The 23,432-nt window shown below is 47.5% G+C and carries 18 protein-coding genes; 12 read left to right on the forward strand and 6 right to left on the reverse strand.

Features of this window, described 5'->3' with window-relative positions:
* Positions 1 to 38 precede the first annotated feature (38 nt).
* Complete coding sequence (locus IY568_RS14015; protein WP_194867906.1) at positions 39 to 2,255, reverse strand: TonB-dependent receptor; 2,217 nt, start codon at positions 2,253 to 2,255, stop codon at positions 39 to 41.
* Between the two features lie 487 nt (positions 2,256 to 2,742).
* Between IY568_RS14015 and IY568_RS14020 the strand changes: the two genes are divergently transcribed.
* Together IY568_RS14020 and adk are read left to right on the forward strand one after the other, a co-directional pair.
* Positions 2,743 to 3,642, forward strand: a complete 900-nt coding sequence (locus IY568_RS14020) for an EamA family transporter (protein WP_194867907.1) — start codon at positions 2,743 to 2,745, stop codon at positions 3,640 to 3,642.
* Between the two features lie 198 nt (positions 3,643 to 3,840).
* Positions 3,841 to 4,485, forward strand: a complete 645-nt coding sequence (gene adk / locus IY568_RS14025; protein ID WP_010385354.1) for an adenylate kinase — start codon at positions 3,841 to 3,843, stop codon at positions 4,483 to 4,485.
* A gap of 73 nt (positions 4,486 to 4,558) precedes the next feature.
* Here the strand turns inward: adk and cmoB are convergent, their stop codons facing one another.
* Positions 4,559 to 5,527 carry a tRNA 5-methoxyuridine(34)/uridine 5-oxyacetic acid(34) synthase CmoB gene (gene cmoB / locus IY568_RS14030; protein WP_194867908.1) on the reverse strand — a complete coding sequence of 323 codons (969 nt, stop codon included), beginning with the start codon at positions 5,525 to 5,527 and terminating at the stop codon, positions 4,559 to 4,561.
* A 10-nt stretch (positions 5,528 to 5,537) separates the two neighbouring features.
* Positions 5,538 to 6,263, reverse strand: coding sequence for a carboxy-S-adenosyl-L-methionine synthase CmoA (cmoA, locus tag IY568_RS14035; protein ID WP_125561292.1), 726 nt, complete (start codon positions 6,261 to 6,263; stop codon positions 5,538 to 5,540).
* A gap of 125 nt (positions 6,264 to 6,388) precedes the next feature.
* Between cmoA and IY568_RS14040 the strand changes: the two genes are divergently transcribed.
* Positions 6,389 to 7,075 (forward strand): DUF3334 family protein, encoded by a 687-nt coding sequence (locus IY568_RS14040; RefSeq protein WP_194867909.1) that lies wholly within the window; start codon positions 6,389 to 6,391, stop codon positions 7,073 to 7,075.
* Between the two features lie 38 nt (positions 7,076 to 7,113).
* Here IY568_RS14040 and IY568_RS14045 read toward each other — a convergent pair whose 3' ends face one another.
* Positions 7,114 to 11,028: a PAS domain-containing hybrid sensor histidine kinase/response regulator gene (locus IY568_RS14045; RefSeq protein WP_194867910.1), complete on the reverse strand. Its 3,915-nt coding sequence runs from the start codon at positions 11,026 to 11,028 to the stop codon at positions 7,114 to 7,116.
* A 108-nt stretch (positions 11,029 to 11,136) separates the two neighbouring features.
* Here IY568_RS14045 and IY568_RS14050 point away from each other — a divergent pair, with 108 nt between their 5' ends.
* From IY568_RS14050 to IY568_RS14085, 8 genes are all read left to right on the forward strand, one after another.
* A complete protein-coding gene (locus IY568_RS14050; RefSeq protein ID WP_194867911.1) occupies positions 11,137 to 12,249 on the forward strand; it encodes a response regulator in 1,113 nt (370 codons plus the stop codon).
* A gap of 179 nt (positions 12,250 to 12,428) precedes the next feature.
* A complete protein-coding gene (locus IY568_RS14055; protein ID WP_125561285.1) occupies positions 12,429 to 13,271 on the forward strand; it encodes an isopenicillin N synthase family dioxygenase in 843 nt (280 codons plus the stop codon).
* 490 nt (positions 13,272 to 13,761) lie between these two features.
* Positions 13,762 to 14,673, forward strand: coding sequence for an N-acetylglucosamine kinase (gene nagK / locus IY568_RS14060; RefSeq protein ID WP_125561283.1), 912 nt, complete (start codon positions 13,762 to 13,764; stop codon positions 14,671 to 14,673).
* A 3-nt stretch (positions 14,674 to 14,676) separates the two neighbouring features.
* Positions 14,677 to 15,795 carry an N-acetylglucosamine-6-phosphate deacetylase gene (nagA, locus tag IY568_RS14065; protein ID WP_138536883.1) on the forward strand — a complete coding sequence of 373 codons (1,119 nt, stop codon included), beginning with the start codon at positions 14,677 to 14,679 and terminating at the stop codon, positions 15,793 to 15,795.
* 65 nt (positions 15,796 to 15,860) lie between these two features.
* A complete protein-coding gene (nagX, locus tag IY568_RS14070) occupies positions 15,861 to 16,982 on the forward strand; it encodes a transmembrane glucosamine N-acetyltransferase NagX (RefSeq protein WP_194867912.1) in 1,122 nt (373 codons plus the stop codon).
* Positions 16,983 to 17,255: 273 nt separating this feature from the next.
* Complete coding sequence (nagB, locus tag IY568_RS14075) at positions 17,256 to 18,050, forward strand: glucosamine-6-phosphate deaminase (protein ID WP_010385341.1); 795 nt, start codon at positions 17,256 to 17,258, stop codon at positions 18,048 to 18,050.
* A gap of 115 nt (positions 18,051 to 18,165) precedes the next feature.
* Positions 18,166 to 19,110 (forward strand): NAD(+) diphosphatase, encoded by a 945-nt coding sequence (gene nudC, locus IY568_RS14080; protein ID WP_194867919.1) that lies wholly within the window; start codon positions 18,166 to 18,168, stop codon positions 19,108 to 19,110.
* Between the two features lie 27 nt (positions 19,111 to 19,137).
* Positions 19,138 to 20,307, forward strand: coding sequence for a cystathionine beta-lyase (locus IY568_RS14085; RefSeq protein WP_194867913.1), 1,170 nt, complete (start codon positions 19,138 to 19,140; stop codon positions 20,305 to 20,307).
* 44 nt (positions 20,308 to 20,351) lie between these two features.
* Here IY568_RS14085 and sbcB read toward each other — a convergent pair whose 3' ends face one another.
* Positions 20,352 to 21,803 carry an exodeoxyribonuclease I gene (gene sbcB / locus IY568_RS14090; RefSeq protein WP_194867914.1) on the reverse strand — a complete coding sequence of 484 codons (1,452 nt, stop codon included), beginning with the start codon at positions 21,801 to 21,803 and terminating at the stop codon, positions 20,352 to 20,354.
* A 136-nt stretch (positions 21,804 to 21,939) separates the two neighbouring features.
* Between sbcB and IY568_RS14095 the strand changes: the two genes are divergently transcribed.
* On the forward strand, positions 21,940 to 23,160 hold the full coding sequence (locus IY568_RS14095) for a tyrosine-type recombinase/integrase (protein WP_194867915.1): 1,221 nt from the start codon (positions 21,940 to 21,942) through the stop codon (positions 23,158 to 23,160).
* A gap of 33 nt (positions 23,161 to 23,193) precedes the next feature.
* On the opposite strand, the gene IY568_RS14100 is transcribed toward IY568_RS14095, so the two are convergent.
* The coding region (locus IY568_RS14100) for an integrase core domain-containing protein (protein WP_194867916.1) at positions 23,194 to 23,432 on the reverse strand (239 nt) is incomplete at its 5' end.

Genomic DNA, 23,432 nt, shown 5'->3' on the forward strand with positions numbered 1-23,432 from the left:
CCAGTCAGTAACTGGCAGCCTGTATGAGGTTATTTTGGTTAGAATGTTGCGCGGTAGCGAACACCAAACTCGCTGGCATCATTGCTCTTGATCACCAGGATATAGTCACCGGTATTCAGGCGTGCATCATCATAACGCTCATCAAAGATGTTACGACCATACAAAGAAATATCCCAGTTGGTGTTGGCTGGTGCGTAAGAGATATCAAAGTTGACTGTGGTACGGTCATCGATTTGTGTCATGCGACGCGGATCTGAGCTTGGCTCACCATACATGCTGTCGCGGTATGAGATATCAAAACGCGTGTTGACGGTTGCATTGTTGCTCAGTTCAAATTCATAAGATGGGCTGATAGAAGCAGTCCACTCAGGCGTGAGCGGGGCAACCGGCTTAATGCCATTTTGTTCTTCTACATCTACATCCATGAAGCCGAAGCTTGAATGCAAGGTAAAGCGGTCTGTAACATAGTAGGTGCTTTCAAATTCGATACCGCGTGAAGTTTGCTCAACAATCAGGTTGTTTGTGTCGAATCCTGAGTCCGTTACTACATTCACCTGGTATGGCAGGTCTTCATATTCTGTATTGAAAAACGCCACACTCATGCTGAAGTCGTCAGTCAATTGACCTTTAAAGCCGGTTTCATAGTTGATAGCACTGATGTTTTCACTTGCCATGAAAGCATTATTAGCACGTACAGCGGCCGCGGCATTTGGGTTGTCAAAACCGCCTTCGCCGAAGAATTGACCGATCAGGAAATACGGACGAGCAGGGTACTGACCAGACTGATAACCCGTTTGAACCGTACCGTACCAGTTCAGACCATTTTCAAAGGTATAGTTGGCAGCGGCTTCCCATGAAATCTCATCCCAGTCTTTGCTTGAAGAAATGGTGCCGACAGGGTCAAACACGTTAGTTGATGCTTCTTTCTCATCTTCTGTGTAACGTACACCACCGGTCAGACGCAGATCATCTGTCAGGTCATATCCCAGGTTGAAAAATACGGCGCGGCTAGTGGTTTCCTGATCCAACTCGAGTTTAGTTGGACCACCGTCAAAGCTTGCTTCATCTGAACTCTGGCGGTTGCTGCCCTCTTCGTTAAACCAGTACAGGCCAGTTACGAAATCCGCGCGGCCCAGGTAGCCAGTTAGTTGAAGTTCCACAGAAGTCTGATCTGCTTCACCACGTTCTGGATAGTGATCGAGCGCGATAGCTGTACCATCGTCATCCAGGCCCGCTTTATACTCAGAAGAGCGCTTACTGAAGATGAATTTAGTGCCAAAATCGGCATTGATGTCGTATTCGGCAGTCAATGAGATACCGTTTGCTTTGTTTGAAACGGTCGCTGTCTCTATGTTGCTGGTTGCATTGTCATACGGGTCGGCAGCGACCATAGAGTTGCGCAGGCCTGCTTTATATAAACGGCCTTCCGGCATTTCATCAATTAAAACAGTAAATGGACGTGTACCACCTTCACCGTCATTGGCGTCAGCAGTAAGAACTAAACGCAGATCATCGGTAGGTGTGTATTTAACGGATACACGACCATGGAACTCCTGATTCTCACCCACATCGTATTCAGCATTTGGCAGGTTAGTAAATTCACCCAGTCCACCGCGGCGGTTAAAGCCCATATTAAAGTTGAACGCCAGTTCATCAGTCACAGCCTGGTTAGTGAACATGCTTGCTTTAATACGGCCACGTGTGCCTGTTTCTGCGCTCACCTTAGTCACAGCTTCTTGATCTGGTTGCTTGGTGATGATGTTAATGGCGCCACCGATTGAGTTACGACCATACAGAGTACCCTGAGGACCACGCAGTACTTCAATGCGCTCGATGTTAGCCAGGTTCCAGTTTTGACCTACCTGGCGACCCAAGTAAACACCATCTACATAGACGCTGACGCCTGGATCTGTGGTGATCAGGTGGTCTTGCAAGCCGATACCACGAATAAATGGGTTTGCAGATGAGTTATGACCTGCAGAAAACCCTGTAATATTCAGGTTTGGAACAAATTTGCCCACATCAGTGATGTCAGAGATACCTTGCGCATCCAGATCATCTCCTGAGAATGCACTCATAGCGATCGGTACTTCATAGATAACCTGTGAACGTTTGGTCGCGGTTACTGTGATGGCTTCGATTTTTGATTTCTCAGCTTGTGCTTCTTCTGCAAGAACTGGGGCAGAAGATAAGCCGGCCATTGCCAGTGCCATGGCGGTTGCGATCGGAGTAAGATTGCGTGCTGTGGTGCTCATGTATGTTCCTCAAGTTAGAAACGGTTAATTTTAAATCTCGTGTGTGTTGGTTTCTGCGAGGGAAGTCGCCAACCGGGTTGAATGGCTATCACTGAGCTGGCTTTTGACATTTATAAAATTGACGCGCACAAAAAAGCAATCACCATAAGGGGACTGCATGACTTTTATTAACAAGAATTTTAAAAATGAAAGGCCAGCAAAAGCTGCTATTCGGTTGGGCGTGCATTCTACAATGTAATGAAATAATTTTGCAATAAAACTTGGTTAAAAATTTTTATTTTGCTTGATTTTTGCATAGCATTGTCGTTGTATTCGGTAATTTTACATGAATGTACCTTTTTAGTAAAAACTCGCGACAGTTAGGTTTATTGTTCTGTTAGTTGCAATTATGTGCGCCAACCCATTTTGATTTTCTTTTAGAAGCTGTGCTAGCGTTGTAGTTTGGACCCGAAATAGGGGAGGGGCGTCTCAGGTGCAGGAAGGAAGTATGGATTTTAAAAGTATCATGTGTGCACTATTAGTGGTGACAGTGTGGGGGGTTAACTTTTCAGTGATCAAACTGGGACTGGAAGAGTTGCCACCTATTTTATTCTCCGGTTTGCGCTTTTTGATTGTGGCAGTTCCAGCCGTGTTTTTTATTCCCTTTCCAAAGACCTCTGTGTGGCATGTGTTTGGGGTTGGCTTGTTTCTCGGTGTCATCAAGTTTGGCTTGTTATTTGTTGCAATGGAAAGTGATGCCTCAGCAGGCATTGCCTCCTTATTGCTTCAGGCACAGGTGGTGTTTACGATTGTACTGAGCGCACTGGTACTGAAAGAGCAAGCTAGTCGGTTTCAGATTGTCGGCGCCGTCATTGCGTGCGGTGGGTTTGGCATGTTCTTTATGAGTCAAACCGGTAGTGTGACTTTGCTGGGGATAGTATTAATCCTGTGCGCGGCCTTAAGCTGGGCGGTGTCGAATCTGATTATGAAGCAGTTACAGCAGGTTAACTTATTACATTTCATGGTCTGGGTCAGTGTGGTGGTCCCTTTACCTCTGTTTGCCTTGTCCTATTATCTTGAAAACGATACGCCGATAAACCTTGTTTTAAGCAGCAGTGGACAGACCTGGCTGGCGTTACTTTATGTGGGGCCTGTTTCAACTTTGTTGGCATTTGCACTATGGGGCTGGCTGCTTGGCAGGCATCGCGCTGCCGCAGTTACCCCGTTTGCGTTACTCATTCCTTTGGTTGGCATCGTGAGTGCCAGCGTGATCCTGAACGAGCAGGTCGACACATTTGAGTTGATTGGTGGGGCTGTGATCCTCTGTGGTCTGACATTTTCCGTATTAGGCGAGCGGCTATTTCAATTCTTTTCAAACACAGCACCAGTAAAACGAAAAGTCAGCTGACAAATTTACCAGAGCGGGTGCAGTTAAATTGACCAGTTGCCTTTGCTAATCCGAATATTGCGACCTGGTGGACGAATTTTGTTCGTCCTGCAGCAATCAGCGCTAGACAATTGGTCTAAGTCCCTTGAGTATCCCAGCTCAATGTGAAAAAATTCGACACAATTAAAATCCAGTTAACTCACATACGAGGAACACACTATGCGCATTATTTTGCTAGGCGCGCCGGGTGCAGGTAAAGGCACTCAAGCTCAATTTCTAATGGAAAAGTACGGTATTCCACAAATTTCAACAGGCGATATGCTACGCGCTGCGATCAGCGAAGGTACACCGCTGGGTCTGGAAGCCAAAAAAGTGATGGATGCAGGTCAGCTTGTATCTGATGACATCATCATTGGTCTGGTAAAAGAGCGCGTTGCAAAAGAAGATTGTGCGAATGGTTTCCTGCTAGATGGCTTCCCGCGTACTATCCCTCAGGCAGATGCAATGAAAGAAAATGGCATTGCTGTTGATCACGTTATCGAGTTCGACGTTGCTGATGAAATCATCGTAGAGCGTATGAGCGGTCGCCGCGTGCACCCAGCTTCTGGCCGTGTTTATCACGTTGTGTACAACCCGCCTAAAGTTGAAGGCAAAGATGATCAGACAGGTGAAGATCTGATCATTCGTGCTGATGACACAGAAGAAACAGTACGCAAGCGTCTTGGTATCTACCACGACCAGACTAAACCACTGGTAAGCTACTACCAGTCTGAAGCGGATGCAGGCAATACTCAGTACCACAAACTGGATGGTACTCAGGCTGTTGAAGCGGTAAGCCAGCAACTTGCTGAGCTATTAGGCTAAGCTAGCCTTTAGAGTAAATTAAAAAAGCCAGCTGAGATGCTGGCTTTTTTGTGCCCAATGTTCAGGTTAATGATCAGGCTTTTGCGACAATAATTGCCCTGAGCGGAGCCGGGTAACCCTCAATGGTCTTACTGTGGTCGTTTGGATCCAGGAAGTCGGCCAGCGATTCGGTTTGCATCCACTCGGTACGTCTTTGTTCATCCAGCGAGGTCACGTCTTTGTCGACCACCTGTATGTCTTTAAAGCCAACGCGTTGCAGCCACAAAGCAAGCGCATCACAGCTTGGAATGAACCATACGTTACGCATTTTTGCGTAGCGATCTGTGGGTACCAGGACGGTGTTAACATCACCTTCGATGACCAGAGTTTCCAATACCAGTTCACCACCCGGGCGCAACTGAGCTTTTAGCTGAGCCAGGAAGTCAATGGGGGAGCGGCGATGATACAGAACACCCATTGAGAAGACCGTGTCAAAGGCTTTCAACTCGGGGAGCTGCTCCACACCCAACGGCAACAGATGGACGTTGGGATCTGGATTAAAGTGTTTGATCGCCTGAAACTGACTCAAAAACAGATCTGAAGGATCAATGCCCACCACAAACTCAGCCCCCGCACCGCGCATTCGCCACAGGTGATAACCAGAGCCACAGCCGATATCTAACACATTGCGGCCATGTAAATCGCTGATATGAGGCAATAAGCGATCCCATTTCCAGTCGCTGCGCCATTCGGTGTTTATGTCGATACCATGAACATGAAAAGGACCTTTGCGCCATGGCATCATGCGTTTGAACAGATGTGTCAGCTGCTTTTGATGCCCGTCAGAAATGGGGGTTTGGCGAGTAAAAGAGACTTTGCTCTGAATATCAACCTGGTCAGCAGGTAAATCAGGCAGGTTTTTTAATACTTTTTCCCATTGTGGCCAGTCGCCATGCTGCGCTTCTTTTTGCCAATGAGACAGTTGTGCTGGCAGTGTTTCCAGCCAGTGGCTGAGTGGGCTTTTTGCAATGGCGGCGTAAAAATCGGTAAACCAGGAATTCATAGTCTTTCTCTTATTTAATCGCAATCATGGAGCAGAAGTTAAAGCACTGATACCACACCTGGGTGTGAGTAAACCCAATCTCCTCGAGGCGGTTTCTGTGGGCGCTCAGGCTGTCAGTACGCATCACGTTTTCAATGGCAGTACGTTTTTGGCTGATCTCGAGTTCTGAATAGCCATTGTGTCGCTTGAAGTCATGGTGAAGATCAATTAACAGATTGTCTTTGATATCATTTTCGCCTTTGATTTTCTCAGAGAGCAACAGTACACCGCCAGGCTTAAGTCCCTGGTATATCTTTTCCAGTACCGTGGCTCTTTGGTCCTGAGGAATGAACTGTAAAGTAAAGTTCATAGCAACGACGCTGGCGTTGTCGATCGCTAATTCGTTGATGTCGCCCAGCTGCACATCTACCGGGACATCGGACTTAAAGCCCTTAAGATGCATCTGACAGCGCTCAACCATAGGCAAAGAGTTGTCTACTGCGATAATGCGGCAGTTTTCTTTATCGATATTACGGCGCATACTTAGGGTTACTGCGCCCAGTGAGCAGCCCAAGTCATACAGGTTAGAGTTACTCTGAGCATACTGTCCTGCCAGCTTGCCCATGGTACTGACTATGGTGGCATAACCCGGCACTGAGCGCTGGATCATGTCCGGAAATACTTCTACTACGTTTGCGTCGAAGGTGAAGTCTCTGACTTCTTGCTCTGTGGCATATATACTGTCTTTGCCCGTCACACTGCTAGTCCAATTTGTCTTAGAAAAAAATAATCATGCTATTTTAGCATTTTATACTAGATAGTCAGTGATAAATTGAGTAGCTTGGCTAGTATTAACAATAAGAAGTAAGTTAGAGAACCAACATGGCGAAAAATAAAGTGATCAGCACAGAAGATATCCTATCCACACTTTGTCACTCAGTGACTGAGGTTTTGTCCTCGGCCAGTGGCAATCAGATTGCCTATTCGGCAATGGTACAGAAGATCACCCGTACCTGTATGCGTCCAGATATTGGTTGTTTTGTCCTGTTTGATGGCGGTTTTACCGGTCTGGTTGTGACCAACTTTACTGCCCAGGCTGCAATGGAAGTGTATCAGGACTATATGCGTTCAATGGGTATGCCGGAGAGTGAAATCGCACAAAGTCATTTGTCAGACGACGTATCCAACGTGATGGGGGAGCTGATGAACCAGATCGTGGGTGACTTCACCAGCAAAGTGCGTGAGCAACTGCATACCTCTATCACACAGAACCAGCCTAAAATGATGGCGATCAATAAGCAGGTTCAGATATCGGTCGATACGACCATGGACAGGCCACAGGCACGCCGCGTGACCTTCACCACACAGGGCCAGAATATTTTCTATCTGGAGCTGGCAATGGACAAGACTGAGTTTATCAAGCTACACGATTACGATATCACAGAAGCTGTAGACCCGGATGATATCATCGCTAGTCAGAGATCGAAAAAGGCAGAACTTGCGAAAAAAGCTGAGTCGCCAGCAGAAGATGTGGCAGACGACGATTTTATGGCAGACCTTGGATTATAACGAGTAACATCTTATCTTCTCTGGGCAACAGGCCTTGTCTAATCTACCGCAGCGCTGCCTGACAAGGCCTGCTGCGGCACATAAGGCTCAAGTAAAGAGTGGGCTTTTTCAAACTCATACTGAGTAATCAGCGCTTTTAACTCATCTAACACAGCGCCAGGCAGTGGTGCGTCGTTGTGCAGTGATGCGACTAATTCAGTGGCAGATGAGTCGTACTCTCTCAGCGCCTTAGCTAGCGCTATCAAAGGTGCTTCAGTCGGCTCTGAGTGAGTGTCTGAGGTACTGTTCGCCTCGCTTTGCGCCGCTGCGTTTTGAGCGTGTGTAATACCAGATTCAATATGATGTGTAATCTGGGCATGACAGTCTCTGATGTAATCCAGCAAATTGTCTATCTGTGTCCCGTCGAAAAGAGCGTCCTTGAGCTGAGATTCCAATTCAGCGCATTGACCAGTCAGAAAGGTCATAGATAAGTTTGCACTTGCGCCTTTCAGTGCGTGGAGTATGTGTTCTGCAAGCTCTGTGTTGCCTATCGTGATGGCCTGTTTGAGGTTGATAAGCTCTTCTATCTGCTGTTTAACAAACTTCTCAAGCAGTGAAAAATACACCTCCCGGTTGCCAGCTGCCCGGTTAATACCGGCTTCAATATCTATCCCGTCAAACGTACTTGCCTCGGTTTCTGTGTTCTGTACTGTGGCATCTTGACGTTCTGCGGAGACTGGTATCGGGTTAACGTCATCTCGCTCCTGTTTCCGGGTATGGGCCAGGATTGTCGCAACCATATTCTCCACATCGATAGGTTTTGCAATGTGACCCACCATCCCCGCATCCAGACAGGTCTGAATGTCATCTTGCATGGCGTTGGCCGTCATGGCCAAAATGGGAGGTTGGGCTGTGTTGGTAAGTTGACCGATTGCACGTGTTGCCTGGAGTCCATCCATAACTGGCATTTGCATGTCCATCAGCACAATATCAAATGTGGCACTTTGTACCGCATTAAACGCCTCCTGACCATTGTTGGCAACCTCCACCATTGCACCATGGAAAGATAAGATCTCAACCGCAATTTCCTGATTTACCGGCTGATCTTCGGCTACCAAGATGGTTAATCCGGATAGCCTGCTATCCTGGGCTGGACAACTCGTATTGAGCTGCTGTGGTTGAGGCGCCAGACAGGCTTGTAAGCAATCGAATACGCTGGATGGGTTAATGGGTTTCAACAGAATGCTGGAGATAATGTGCTTTTGTTCGTCCTTCAGCCCCAACTCCCGTCCATAGGCGGTGACCAGGGCATATTGACTTGCCGGAGACTGGGCATGTAACTCCATAATGGTATCAATGCCGTCTTTTTGCGGCATGTGCCAGTCAATAAACGCAATATCAAAGTGCGGCTGTTGATTCCGTACGTACTCGATACAGGCGTCACCGGAAGAGAACAGCTTAGAAGCGATACCAAATTTTTTCAGCATTGCAGCCATCACTTCGCGTGCCAGGGCATTATCGTCTACTACCAGCGCCATTTTATCTTTGAAGTGTTCAGCAGGCTGACTCAAAAGACGGGTAGGGGTTGCAAAGGGCAACGGCAAGGTAAAGTAGAACGTAGACCCTTTACCCAGTTCGCTCTCGACAAAAATTTCGCCACCCATTAGTTTCACCAGATGTTGTGAAATCGTCAGCCCCAGACCCGTGCCGCCGTATTTGCGGGTAATGGAGGTATCTGCCTGCGCAAATGATTGGAATAACCGGGTTTGTTGCTCCTGGCTTAACCCTATTCCGGTATCAATGACACTGAAAAGCAGCCGGGCACTTTGTTCATCCTCACTCTGATAGCTAATGTTGACGGTGACATGGCCTTGTTCTGTGAACTTCACGGCATTCCCGGCCAGATTGATCAGCACCTGACTGATACGCAGAGGGTCGCCGATATAGTCATTGGCCACATCCGGATGAACATCAAATACTAACTCCAGTTGCTTTTCATCTGCCTTGAAGCCCACGATAGTTGCCACATTATCCAGCACCTTATCAAGTTGAAAATGGGTTGATTCAATTTCGACTTTACCCGCTTCGATTTTCGAGAAATCCAGAATGTCATTCAGGAGTTTAAGCAACTGCTTAGCAGCATTGTCAATTTTCTCAACATAACTGCGCTGTTTGATATCAAGCTGTGTATTCAGCGCCAGGTGCGCCATACCTATAATGGCATTCATAGGGGAGCGAATTTCGTGACTCATATTGGCAAGAAACTCACTTTTTACTTTGGCATTTTTGTCAGCGAGCTCTTTGGCTGCGAGCATGTTGCGTTCCAGCTCATTACGTTCAGTCATGTCTAAAAAGGTGCCCACTACACCGCCAACCTCTTTAAACCCATCAAAGAAGGGGGCTTCATGAACGATTAGCTCTCGTGATTCCTGCTGACCGTTTTCCAGCTTCAGCTCAAACTGATGTTGTGCCTGCTGCTCTATCGTATAACGAGACTTTTGCTCCAGATAACCTGTGGTGTAAACGTCGAACACGTCCTGTATGCGCATACCGGTTACTTCGGCTTCAAACAGATCCAGAAAATCCAGAAATGCTCGGTTAACACCTAAAAAGGTGCCATGAATATCCCGATAATAAGTGGGGTTGGGAATGGCATTCAGAATGTGCAGCATCATTTCAAGATGCTGTGACAGGGCTGTTTCAGCTGCAAGCTGTTGTTGGGCATTTTCACAAAGCTGTATCTGGATAGCGAGGTCTTCGCACAGCTGCTGGATACTGCTTTGTTGCTCACAATCGAAGTGCTCAACACTGGCAATATACAATGCACCTCTGAGCTGGTTGTTGACCAGCAAGGGATACAGTGCTGCGCTTTTTATTGAAATAACTACGGCACCTGCTTTTACTTCAAAGGCGCTGCTGCCAGCGTCCAGACTCTGGCGTGTTAATGTACGACATAATTGAGCGTATTGGATACTCAGGTCATCTAAGCAGGGTGGGCAGCCAATGGTTTGAATTGGTATCAGTGTATTTTCATCTGTGTTACAAATAGCCACGCTGGGAGCGGCATAATGGGTGGCAAAAAACTCCAGAGCAAAGCGCCGCAATTCATCCGGATCACGGCTATGTCTGATCCCCTGATTAAACATTTCTCGTAATTTAGCGATTTCTATCCGATTGTGAAGTTTGTCATGCATCTTTCCAACAACATTCGCCAGCCCACTGAGCTCAGTGCCAAGCTGTTCGGGGAGTTGTAATTTTGTATTGCCCGTTTGGTTGGCGTTGTGTAAAGCCAGATATAGCCTTTTCAGCGGCTCGAACAGTCCAAAATTGCTCCACCAGGCGGCCAATAACGTGGCTGCGCCAAGCAATACAACACCCCAGATAATGAGTGTCTTAAGTTGTATAAATATGCGCTCTTTATCACCTCTCAGTTGTCGACTTTGCTGCATGAAGAGCCCATTCAATTGCTCTAACTCAGCCGTTATGTGCTTTAGTTCTGTATAATAATGTGCCAAGTTAAATGGTGAAGCGACTAAATTTGGTTGATTGAGCTCAGCATAGGTCTGGATAAAAAGCTGTCTCAGGTCACTATGCAGCGTTGCAAGCTGAGCAGCCGAAGATTCAACTGGCAGAGCGGCAATGGCCTCGAGCAGGCTGACTGGTTTCTGGTTTGCCTGCGCGATATCTGGCGAGATCTGTGTACCCGTGACGAGCGATAACTCGGACGTACTGAATATGGCCAGTTTTTTGAGTTGATCGGGCTGCGACTTATTCAGGTATAGGGCAAGCTGAACAGTGTGGCTTTGCGCATGCGCTGTGAGGCTGGATGAGACAGTGCTGAGGGTAGTAAGGTTGTCGAGCTTTTCATTAATGGGCGCTATTTTGGCAAAATTAAGAAGGAGTAATAAGGCTGCAATAATCAACAACGACAGTATCACCGAATAAACGATATTTACTCTAAATCTTACACCCATATATACGCCACACCGTTGAGTTTACTAACATAGTAACCATAGTCGCGTGCGGCCATTTCTCAAGCTATGCTTACTGAAAGTGTGCAAAGCAATGAGGAGGATAAAGGAATGGCAGACATTTTGGTGGTTGATGATGTTGCTGAAAACCTGCACATGCTGCAATTGATCCTGCGCCAGCAAGGACATACGGTACTGGCGGCGATAAATGCTGAAATAGCCTTAAACATTATTAAGCGTAAACCACCTGAGCTGGTGATCACGGATATAAAAATGCCTGGGACGTCAGGCATTGAACTGTGTAAGATACTGAAAACGGAAAAACACACTAGTCATATCCCGGTGATTTTTGTCAGCGTCCATAGCGACACCGACTGGATAGTCGAAGCACTCCACGCAGGCGGCAACGATTATATCACCAAGCCTTTTATTCCAGCCGAAATCCTCGCCAGAGTTGATACCCAAATAAAATTACTGGATGCACAAAAAAGTGCGGTTAAGCAGCAGCTTTCTCAAGTCATGAACGAAATGGTTATAGGGGTTGCCCATGAAATAAATACGCCACTGGGAACGGCCATCACTGCGGTGAGCCATTGTTCTGATACGGTGCATAAACTCATATCAGCTTTGCAAACCAATAGCGCCGACCCGGAGGTATTTGCAGATAAGCTGGCACAATGTGATACCAGCCTGGCGTTAAGCCAGAAAAACCTGACTCGGGTGGCAAAATTTGTCTCTATGGTGAAGCAGATTGCCCGGGTAGAGTGTCCAGTGTCACCGACTCGAGTGAACCTGATCGACCTTGCTGACAAAGTCCACAGTGCTTGGTCGGACAAACCCGTTGATGTCCATGTCGCTGTCAATCAGAACCAGGTAGCAGTGTTTGATGGTGGGTTAGTGGCATCGGTATTAGACACTTTGATTGCCAATTCTCTATCTCATGGCCGCCAGGAGGGTGCGCTTCAGGTGAATATCGTGATCTCAATAGAGGATGGGGTACTGAGTATCAGCTGTGCGGATAATGGCTTAGGGCTGGATGGGATTTCGGAAGAAGACATGCTCAAACCGTTTGTGACGACAAAAAGAGGCAACACTGGCCATGTGGGACTGAGCGCTTCGGTGGCGGCTAATTTGATTGTTAATGCTTTGGACGGCACGTACAGTGTGCGCAATCACCAGCATGGTCTGGAGTGGCAAATATCTTTGCCCGTGGATGCAGTTTGATCTGAGTCAATCAGGGGGATTATTGAGGGAGTGGGCGGACATAAGTCCTTATCTGCGGCGGTGTATTTCTCTAAGCTCGCGAGCAAGATTTTATCTTAATTCAAAAAGTTAATTTTCAATGTTCGAGTTGCAGTTAATTTTTTGAATTTAAGTCACGTTAATATATCGGTGGAACCATTATGCAACAGCTACCTACAGTTGACTATCAAGCGCCTGACGCGGCGAAACAATTTGTTGAATCTCTGCGCTCTACGGGCTTTGGTGTACTAAAGAATCACCCAATTCCTCAGGAACTGGTTGAGTCTATCTATAAAAACTGGCAAGAATTCTTTAACTCAGAAGAAAAGCACGCGTTTTTATTTAATAAAGAAACGCAAGACGGCTATTTTCCGCCTGATGTATCTGAAGTTGCAAAGGGCTTCACAATTAAAGATATTAAAGAGTACTTCCACGTTTATCCAAAAGGTCGCGTACCGGCGCAGCTGGACGCGGAAATTCGTGAGTACTACCGTCTGGCAAATGAATTTGCGGCGCAGCTATTAAGCTGGGTACAGGCCGAAGCGCCTGAAGATGTGCGTGCCAAGTTCTCGATTGATCTAAAAGACATGATCAAAGATTCTGAGCAAACGCTACTGCGTGTTTTACACTATCCGCCGATGACAGGTGACGAAGAACCAGGTGCTATCCGTGCAGCAGCACATGGCGATATCAACCTTTTGACGGTGCTACCCGCAGCAAATGAGCCAGGTCTGCAAGTACAAAGACAAGACGGCAGCTGGTTAGACGTGCCGTGTGACTTTGGCAACCTGATCATTAACATTGGTGATATGTTGCAAGAAGCGTCTGGTGGTTATTTCCCGTCTACTATTCACCGAGTGATCAACCCAACGGGTAAAGCCAGTGATAAGTCGCGCATCTCGCTGCCGCTTTTCCTGCATCCTCGTCCTGACGTAGTACTGTCTGAGCGCTATACAGCTGATAGTTATCTGCAAGAACGTCTTCAGGAGCTGGGCGTTAAATAACCCTGATTAGCTTATCCGAATGGGTGTATCACCAATAAGGATGAGTTGAGCCTGACAGGCATATTAAACGGCGCGAAAGCGCCGTTTTGCGTTTCGAAATATACTTGCGTAGCACTCTGTATTAATCGGTCTTCAGTTGTAGAGAGTCGGCGTGTAGCAAACAGTGTTAAAATTTCTCATAGCGCTCGTTGTGATGTCACCATCTCTAGATTGGCGACGCCATTTATCAAATGGGTATTAAATCAAGCTGATGTTCTGTATCTGAATATGCCGGATTTTGTCGAAGAAAAAGGACAATATTCAGTTCCTTGCAAAAATTTTTCTGACAATTAAGCAAAAGTATGCAATATTAAAATTTTTCACACTGCGAAAAAATAATAAAAAACTTAATGACAACGCTGTCATTTGTTGTGTAACATCAAATCAACATGACTGAATACTGGTTGCCTTTGGATGAGGAGGCACCAATCACACTTTTAGGGGTCGCTACATGATGGCTAAACAGGTTGAACATGACCAGTTATATATAGGTATCGATGGTGGAGGGACGAAATGCCGTGCCACCATATACTCTGCAATACATGGCGTACTAGGCACTGGTCTTGGCGGTCCTGCGAATCCGCTGCACGGATTTGAAAGAACCTTAGAGTCAATCATGGTTTCTACTCAACTGGCATTGCAGGACGCAGGACTCAGAGTAGAGCAGGTACATGAACTCAATGCGGGTTTAGGCCTTGCAGGCGTTAATCTACCTAGCTTATATGACAAAATTATGCGCTGGGATCACCCGTTTAAACAGATGTTTCTGACCACCGACTTGCATACAGCGTGTATCGGTGCACATGAAGGTGAAGATGGCGCAGTGATTATCACCGGAACTGGCTCTTGTGGCTTTGTGCTGGTGGATGGTAAAAGTGCTAATTATGGTGGACATGGCTTTGCTCAGGGAGATATTGGCAGTGGCTCCTGGATGGGTCTGGAAGCGGTAAAAGCCGTATTGTTGGACTTGGACGGGTTAGGGCCAAACACAGTACTATCGCAGGTTTTCTTACAGCATTTCAACACCAATACTGCGATGGGCATTGCTGAGCAAATGGCAGGGCAACCATCTAGCAGTTACGCCAAACTGGCGCGCTATGTATTGGATGCAGCGAAAAGCGGAGACTCGCTTGCCTTGGAGATTGTTAAAACCGGTGCTGACTATGTTAGTCGCCTTGCGCGCAAACTTCTGGAGAACAACCCGCCCAGGCTATCAATGATTGGTGGTTTATCTGAGCCGCTTAGCCAGTGGTTAGATCCGGAAGTGGCAAAGCAAGTAGAGCTGCCAAAGCAGCCGCCTGAAATGGGCGCTATTTACTTCGCCATGCAAAGCATTCAACGTCAATCGGAGCACTTGGTATAAAATATGAACAGATTTTTGGCCAGCCGTTTGTTTGACGGCACACAATTTAAAAACGATGTTGAGTTTGTTGTCGACAATGGCAGACTTAGATTTGAATCGCACCCGTCGAGCAGTGACGTAACGCGATTGGAAGGGCTTACCGTACCAGGTTTCATTGATGTTCAGGTTAATGGCGGCGGCGGTGGCTTTTTAAATGCTGATCCGACCTTATCGTGCCTGACAACCATTGTCACAGCACATGCGCAGTTTGGTTCAACCGCTTTGATGCCAACGCTGATCACCGATCAGATTGCCGTTATGGAGCAAGCCGCAGATGCTGTTGCAGAGGCCATTGCCCGTAAAGAGCCAGGTGTTGCCGGGATCCATTTTGAAGGTCCACACCTGTCCCACCCAAAGAAGGGAACACACAGCGAGCAATTTATTCGTCCTATCTCTGAGCGTGAATTTGCTATTTATGCCCGTACAGATTTAGGGATCAAGATGGTGACTCTGGCACCGGAAACTGTGCCTCTGAGTGACATCAAACGTCTGGTTGAACTGGGCGTGAAAGTGTCGATTGGTCATTCTAATGCTGACTTTGAAACCACCATGGCTGCATTGGAAGCAGGGGCTGATGGCTTCACTCATTTGTTCAATGCTATGTCGGCGTATACCTCACGTGAACCCGGTGTCGTAGGTGCTGCATTGTGGGAAGACAATGCCTGGTGTGGTCTGATCGTTGACGGTCACCATGTCCATCCTGCGTCGGCAAAACTGGCTATTCGTAGTAAACAGCGCGGTAAAATCATGCTGGTAACTGATGCTATGCCTCCTGTGGGCACCGATGATCAGGAGTTTGACTTTTTCGATGGCCGTAAGGTGATCCGCACGGGTGACAGATTAAATTCGACCACAGGTGAGTTGGCCGGCAGTGTTTTGGACATGGCCAGTGCGGTGCGCAATAGTGTCAATACGCTAGATGTTACCTTGTCAGAAGCGCTGCGGATGGCTTCTTTATACCCAGCACAATATTTGGGATTGGCAACTAAAGGGCGCCTTATCGACGACGCCGATGCCGACTTTGTTGTGCTCGATGACGATCTTCATGTGTTGCAGACTTTTATTAACGGGCAACGCGTATAATTTTCCCTGGGTAAAAAACCCCGCTGCAGTTTAGCGGGGATTTTTTGTTTGTGTAGGCTGTAACTATGTCAAATAATAAGAAAAGACTGGCATCACTCGATGCTTTACGCGGTATGGATATGTTCTGGATCCTCGGTGGTCAGTCCATATTTGCCGCATTGTTTGTTTTAACCGGCTGGCAGGGGTGGAAGATATTTGAAGCCCAAACGCTCCACAGTGCCTGGCATGGTTTCACTTTTTACGACCTGATATTTCCCTTGTTCATCTTTTTGTCAGGTGTGGCAATGGGACTCAGACCCAAGCGCATTGACCACCTGCCAATGGCAGAGCGTAAACCCATTTACATAAAAGCGATTAAGCGACTTGGCTTACTGTGCCTATTTGGGGTGCTATATAATCATGGCTGGGGAACAGGTATACCTGCTGATCTCGGTGAGATCCGGTATGCCAGTGTGCTTGGGCGGATTGCTATTGCGTGGCTTTTCTGTGCCATGCTGGTATGGCATTGTAGTTTGAAGACCACAGCTTTTACAGGCGTGGGTATTTTGCTGGCCTACTGGTTGCTACTTTGCTTTATTCCGGTCCCTGGTGGCAGTGCTGGTGAACTCACACCGGCAGGCAGCTGGAATGCTTGGGTCGATCAGGCACTGTTACCCGGGATTACCTATCAAAACCGTCCGGTTGATCCGGAGGGGATTTTGTCCAGCTTTCCTGCCATCGTTAATGCGATAGCGGGCGTGTTTGCAGGCCAGCTGATAGCTCAATCGGATAAACTCGGACAGTGGCAGGTAGCAGGGCGTTTGTTTGTCGCAGGTATCGTCAGCCTGGCGTTAGGCTGGCTATGGGATTTACAATTCCCGGTTAACAAAGAGTTATGGACGAGTTCTTTTGTGCTGGTCACCGTGGGCTGGAGCGCAATTTTTCTTGCCATTTTCTTTACGCTGGTAGATATACTCAATGGTCAAAAACTGGCTTATCCATTCGTGATTATTGGCGCCAATTCTATCATTATTTATCTGGCCTCGAGTCTGGTTGACTGGGCCTTTATTAGCCGTAGTGTATTTGGCGGTATCATTAATGCTGTGCCTGCGCACTGGCAGGCATTGATCAGTGTATGTGCTCTGCTGGCGGTTCAGCTTCTGGTATTACACTGGATGTACAAGCGTAAGATCATTGTTAGTGTGTAATAACGCAAAACATACTAACTCCAATATTTAGTTAGCAAACTCAAAATGCCCGTTGTAAGGGCCATTTTTATTTGGCTATAAAAAAAGTACATTTTTTTATCACTTTTACTTTACAAGCGCGCTTTTTTCTCTAATAATGACAGCGTTGTCATAATGGTAATAACCTAAACAGTGTATCCCAGTTAGGTTTTGATCTGACCTTGTTTTGATTGCACGCAAAGCAAGGTTCAGATCCCATTTTTCCTGTTTGTTCACAACCTTGAGCCTTACATTATGCAAATAGTAATTCTAAAAAACGCAGCAGAAGTTGCGGCATATGGTGCCGATATTTTCACTCAACAGTTAGCACGTAACGCAGGCTCTGTATTGGGACTTGCCACAGGGTCAACGCCCGTTGCTTTGTATCAGGAACTTATCCGTCGTAACGAAGCGGGTTCGGTGAGCTTCAGCAAAGCAAAAACGTTTAATCTGGATGAATACCTTGGGTTGGATGGCGAGCACCCGCAAAGCTATCGCTATTTTATGAATGAACAGCTGTTCAATCATGTAGACATTAACAAAGATAATACGCATGTTCCGCCGGGTGATGCTAAAAACCCAATTGAAGCCTGCAAAGAATATGAAGCACAGATCAGCGCCGCGGGCGGTATTGACGTTCAGCTCTTGGGTATTGGTCGTAATGGCCACATTGGTTTTAATGAGCCTTCTTCAGGCCTGACATCACGTACTCGGGTCAAAACTCTGACTAAGGCAACCATTGACGATAATGCACGCTTCTTTGCGGCCGACGAGTACCAGCCTCATTTATCAATCACTATGGGGATCGGGACTATCCTGGACGCACGTAAAGTCGTGTTGCTTGCGACTGGCGAAAATAAAGCGGACGCCGTGCACGCCATGATAGAAGGGCCGTTAACTGCCGCATGTCCTGCGTCGGCACTGCAAATGCACCGTCACGCCGTTATTGTGTTAGATGAAGGTGCGGCCAGTAAACTAAAAGACATCGAATTCTATAAGCATATTGAAGCTGAAAACCAAAAGCTTCAGGAATATCTTGCCTCTCTGTAGTGTGATATCACACTGTAGTTCAAGCCCGTAAGGGCTTTTTTTTTGCCGCAAAGCTATTGGCATTCGGCCCAGCTATGTTAGCGTGTCCTCAAAGAACAAGAAAAGGATGAACGTCGTGCTGCACTACACGCAAATGAACCTGGATCGGGCCTCGGCTGAACGTAAAGACCCTAACTGGCTGTTGGGCCAATATGGCGAAAAAAGCCGCTGGTTATTGGTGTGGAATAATAAAAATCTGATTGTGAGTGAAAAGCGTGAATTGGCACTGTTATCTCAGTCGCAGATTGCCACACTAGACCGTGCAGAAGCTGTTTTTTTAGGTATTGACGATACACATAGCTATTTTGCACTTGATGTAAGCGAGGTTGAGCAAGAGTTGCTTCAGCGCTGCATTGATGTCAGTTTTGAAGAACATGTCGATAATCAGGCTTTCCATTTCGAAGACATGCGGACCATAGGCCCAAAGCTGGATATTGAGCTGGCCTCGGTGGGCGTATTGGCGCGAGGATTATGTTACTGGCACAAAACGCACCGCTTTTGTGGCCGTTGTGGCAGCCCAAATAGTTCTGTTGAAGCCGGACATGCGCGCTTGTGTAACGATCCTGAATGCCGCCATATGACGTTTCCGCGTACTGATCCTGCCGTGATTATGCTGGTCTCGCATACCTTTCCCGATGGGGTTGAGCGTTGTTTACTTGGTCGTCAGGCGCAGTGGCCTGAAGGCGTGTATTCAACCTTGGCTGGGTTTGTTGACCCGGGTGAAACGCTTGAGCGAGCCGTGATCCGTGAAGTGAAAGAGGAAGCGGGGGTTGATGTTGATGAGGTACGCTACCTGGCTTCGCAGCCCTGGCCATTTCCGTCGTCTATTATGCTAGGCTTTATTGCAACAGCAAAAAGCACCGAAATCTTTGTTGAGCAGGACGAACTGGAGCAGGCACACTGGTTTTCCCGGGAAGATCTCGACGGTTTTGCCGAGTGGGGAGACGATGCGCCGGGTTACAAACTGACCCGAAAAGACTCTATCTCCCGATATCTGATTGAATACTGGCGTCAGCAATGATGCACCTAGTCCAAAATTGAGCACTTTATGAAGAAGAATACCAAACTGGTGGCTGTAGGCCGCAAATCCCAGTACACCAAAGGCGTTGTTAACCCGGTTGTACAACGGGCATCAACCGTCGTTTTTGATTCCGTTGCTGATATGCAGGAAGCCATTTCCGAGCGAGGCAAACGAACCTTATTTTACGGGCGTCGAGGTACCAATACCCATTTTGCACTGCAAGACGCCATTATGGAGCTGGAAAATGGCGCGGGTTGTGCGCTGTATCCGTCAGGCGCTGCGGCAATTTCACAAGCTTTGTTGTCATTTTTGAAAACCGGTGACCACCTGTTAATGGTTGACACTGCGTATGAACCCACGCGCGATTTTTGTGACAAGATCCTTTCCGGACTTGGCATCACGACAACGTATTATGATCCATTGATAGGCTCAGATATCGAGTCTCTGATCCAGGACAACACCAAAGTCCTGTTCCTGGAATCTCCGGGCTCTATCACGATGGAAGTGCAAGACGTGCCCAGCCTGGTTAAAGTGGCCAAGGCAAAGGGCCTCATCACTATGCTGGATAACACTTATGGTAATGGCTGGCATTATCGCCCGCTTGAGCATGGGGTAGATATCAGTATTCAGGCTGCCACCAAATATATTGTTGGTCATTCAGATGTCATGATGGGTGTAGCTGTTGCCAACGAAACCCTGTGGCCAACACTGCGCGAAAATTCCTATCTGCTGGGCCAGTGTACCTCGGCGGACGATGCTTATCTGGCATTGCGTGGCTTGCGAACTATGCCGGTGCGTTTACAGCAGCATGAGAAATCGGCATTGCAGGTTGCCAACTGGCTGGCGGGCCACCCGCTGGTTGATCATGTACGCCACCCGGCTTTAAAAAGTTGTCCCGGGCATGAGTTTTTTAAACGCGACTTTAGCGGCAGTAATGGGTTGTTCTCTGTTGTCATGAAACAGGGACATCGTAAAGCCATTAACCGTTTCCTCGACAGTCTGCATCATTTTAAGATGGGCTTTTCCTGGGGGGGCTTTGAGAGCCTGGTTACGGCTAACGCCAGCATGGCGCCATTGCGCAGCACCACCGGCTGGCAACATGGCCCGGTGATCCGTTTACATATTGGTCTGGAAGATGTGGAAGACCTGATTGCCGATCTGGAGCAAGCGCTTAAGGTTTATCAGGAAAGCTTGTAACGGAAGAGGGCGGTGATAAATCACCGCCTTTTTAACCGGTTAGCTTAGAGGCTCTGAGCGTAGTGGTAGAGCGCTTTGAGTACTGCCAAATTCTTTTCATTCCCTTCATGTTCGTACACCAGGTTTTCCAGCGTGATCATAAAGTCCTGAGCATTAATAGACGGATTATCTTCGCCGTGCATCAGTTTGTTCTGACAGTATTTTCGCCACTGGTCTAATTCGTTTTCAGAGAGACTCTCCGGCCAGTTTCTGGCGCGATAACGGAACAGCAGGGTGTGGAACTTAGGATCTTCAAATTCCAGCGCCAGTGACCCTAATTCATGAGGCGCTGCACTGCGTACAATGGCCAGTTTGGCTTTGTCAGCTTTACTGATAAAGCCGTTATATAGCTGATAGTCGGGGTTGGTGGTGTCGCTAAAGTCGCCCTGATCATTAAACACTTCAGCCACCTTGTTGCGCAGCTCAGGGTTTGATTTCAGTACTTTTAGATTTTCCAGGCACTGTTCGCGGTCAATGCCCAGGCGTGCTGCGTTCTCCGGCAACAGCGTTTTAGCCGGAGCTAATATCGGACATTTGTTCAGGTGAACCAGTTTCAGACCAACCGGCAGCTCATCTTCGCCTAAGTCACTGTGCTTGGTATATAAGCGCGCCCGTAATTCTTCTACCGACAGGTCCAGCAGGACCTGTGGATCGTTAGTCAGGTTAAAGCACACCACGGCATTTTTATTGACCGGGTGAAAGCTCATCGGTGCAATCCAGCTCGTGCAACCCTGAGTGGCCGGAATACGCGAAGATGTATGCACCAGCGGCTGCATATTAAACACATCAATCAGATCGGCCAGTGCTTTTTTGCCGCGCAGTGAGAAGAAAAACTGATACAGCTTTGGCTGTTTTTCTTTGATTAATTTTGCCAGCGCGATGGTTGCGGTGACATCGCTCAGTGCATCGTGCGCATCAGCGTGTTCAATGCCATTGGCTTTGGTGAGATCTTCCAGACGAAAGCTGGGCGTGCCATCTTCTTTTTCTGGCCACACAATGCCTTCAGGGCGCAGGGCATAACAGGCACGCACCAAATCTATGATATCCCAGCGGCTGTTACCGTTTTGCCACTCGCGCTCATAAGGGTCATAAAAGTTACGATACAGGCTGTAACGGGTCACCTCATCATCAAACCGAATGCTGTTATACCCAGCGACACAGGTATTGGGCTTACTGAATTCAGCGTGAATTTTCGCCATAAACTCACTTTCCGGTAACCCGTGCTTAAGCGCATATTGCGGTGTGATCCCGGTCACCAGACACGCCTCCGGCTGAGGCAAATAATCCGCCGCCGGACGACAATATTCAATCAGTGGCTCACCAATGATATTTAAGTCCAGGTCAGTGCGGATCCCGGCAAACTGACTCGGCCGGTCTTTTTGCGGGCTGGCACCCCAAGTTTCGTAATCGTGCCAATAGATAGTAGGGGTATTCTCTGTGTTTTCTAATGTAGCCATAAGGCTCCAAATCCTATTTAAATCAGCCTGTTAGTCCTATTTAGAGTGACGGGCTATTTCTTGGCTTTTCTTGCAATGTCAGACAAGTGTGTATATAAGTGTGTATATAAAACAAACCAAGTGTGTATATAAATTTATGCCATTGTCAGATGCTAAACTGCGCAACCTGCTCAACAAGAAAGATCAACTGTGCGTATTATCTCACAGAGATGGCCTGCGCGTAAAACGCAACAAGAACGGGGCAGTATTGTGGCAGTATCGTTGTCGTTATAAAGGGACACAGGTGATTATGGGCCTGGGTCATTACCCCCAGTTAGGCTTAAAAGATGCTCAGGATTTAGTGCCTCACCTTAAGGGGTGGGTTGCGCAAGGGTTGGATCCCAGAGTGGAGTACAAAAAGTTTATATCACCGCCAGAAGAAAACCTGACGGTATCGCGACTGGCAGAGCAATGGCTTGAAATAAAAGTACCCACACTTAAACCAAAAACCCAGGTGCTTTACCAAAACCACGTTAAAAAGTGGATTATGCCTTATTTAGAGGTAGCGCCGGATACCATGACAGTACACGACTGGGTGGCCTACTTTAAAACAGTGTCGGACAATGGATCTGCCAAAATGGAGAGCGTGATGCTGGTCAGGCTCAAAACAATTTTACGCTGCGCAATTATGCGTGGGGATATAGCCCCGCAAAATCCAATCTTTAATTTGCAGGCGAACGACGTAGGGGAGCCAGCCGCGCAAGGTCAGCGTTATCTGCGTTTTAATGAACTCGCACTGTTGTGGCGAGAGATAGAATCAGCTAAAGCCACGCCAGCGAGTAAAGCTTGCCTGCAAATGATATTCCTGACCGGAGCCAGGCAGTCAGAAGTACGCCTTATGCGCTGGGAAGACCTCGACTTTGACAACATGATCTGGACACTACCGCCGGAGAACTCCAAAACCAACAAAGCAATCCGCCGCCCGATCACCAAAAAAATGCAAAGCATGCTGGAGCAGTTAGCGTTAGTCTACGGTAAAACGGGTGTGGTCATCCCGGGCAGTACTCCAACCAAGTCACTGACGACTCATTCAGTTAATCGGTTCTGTGCGCGCATGTGGGCCAACCTCAACCGTAAGCACAATATGGCCAAGTTCCTGCCACACGATGCGAGGCGGTCAGTCAGTACGTTACTTAGCGAGCTGGAAGTTCCCCCGCATGTAACCGAGAAAATGCTCGGGCACTCCATGCGCGGGGTAATGGCTGTTTACAACAAACATGACTACCTGGCTGATCAAAAGAAAGGGTATGAGCTGTATTGGGAGAGGATTGAAGAGGCAATCGGGGCAATTAAGTGTACTAGCTCAGACTTGACCTGACAGTTACCCGTTTTTCAATCGGTGATTGTCAGTCTAGATTTGGGCTAAATTCTTTTCAGCCCAGAGCGATTTCCCATCTAATAATGTTTCAAGTGGCGTTCTGCCACAGCATTTTTTTCCTTGATGAGTTCGGTCATTATTGTAGTAATTTATCCACTCGTCCAGGTCCTTTTGAAGCTCTTCCAGAGAGCTATATAATTTTTTGCGAAATGTCACCTGATAGAACTCTTGCAGTATCGTTTTGTGGAAGCGTTCGCAGATACCATTAGTCT

Origin of the sequence: Pseudoalteromonas sp. PPB1 (assembly GCF_015356275.1) — a bacterium.
Taxonomy (GTDB): Bacteria; Pseudomonadota; Gammaproteobacteria; order Enterobacterales; family Alteromonadaceae; genus Pseudoalteromonas; species Pseudoalteromonas rubra_D.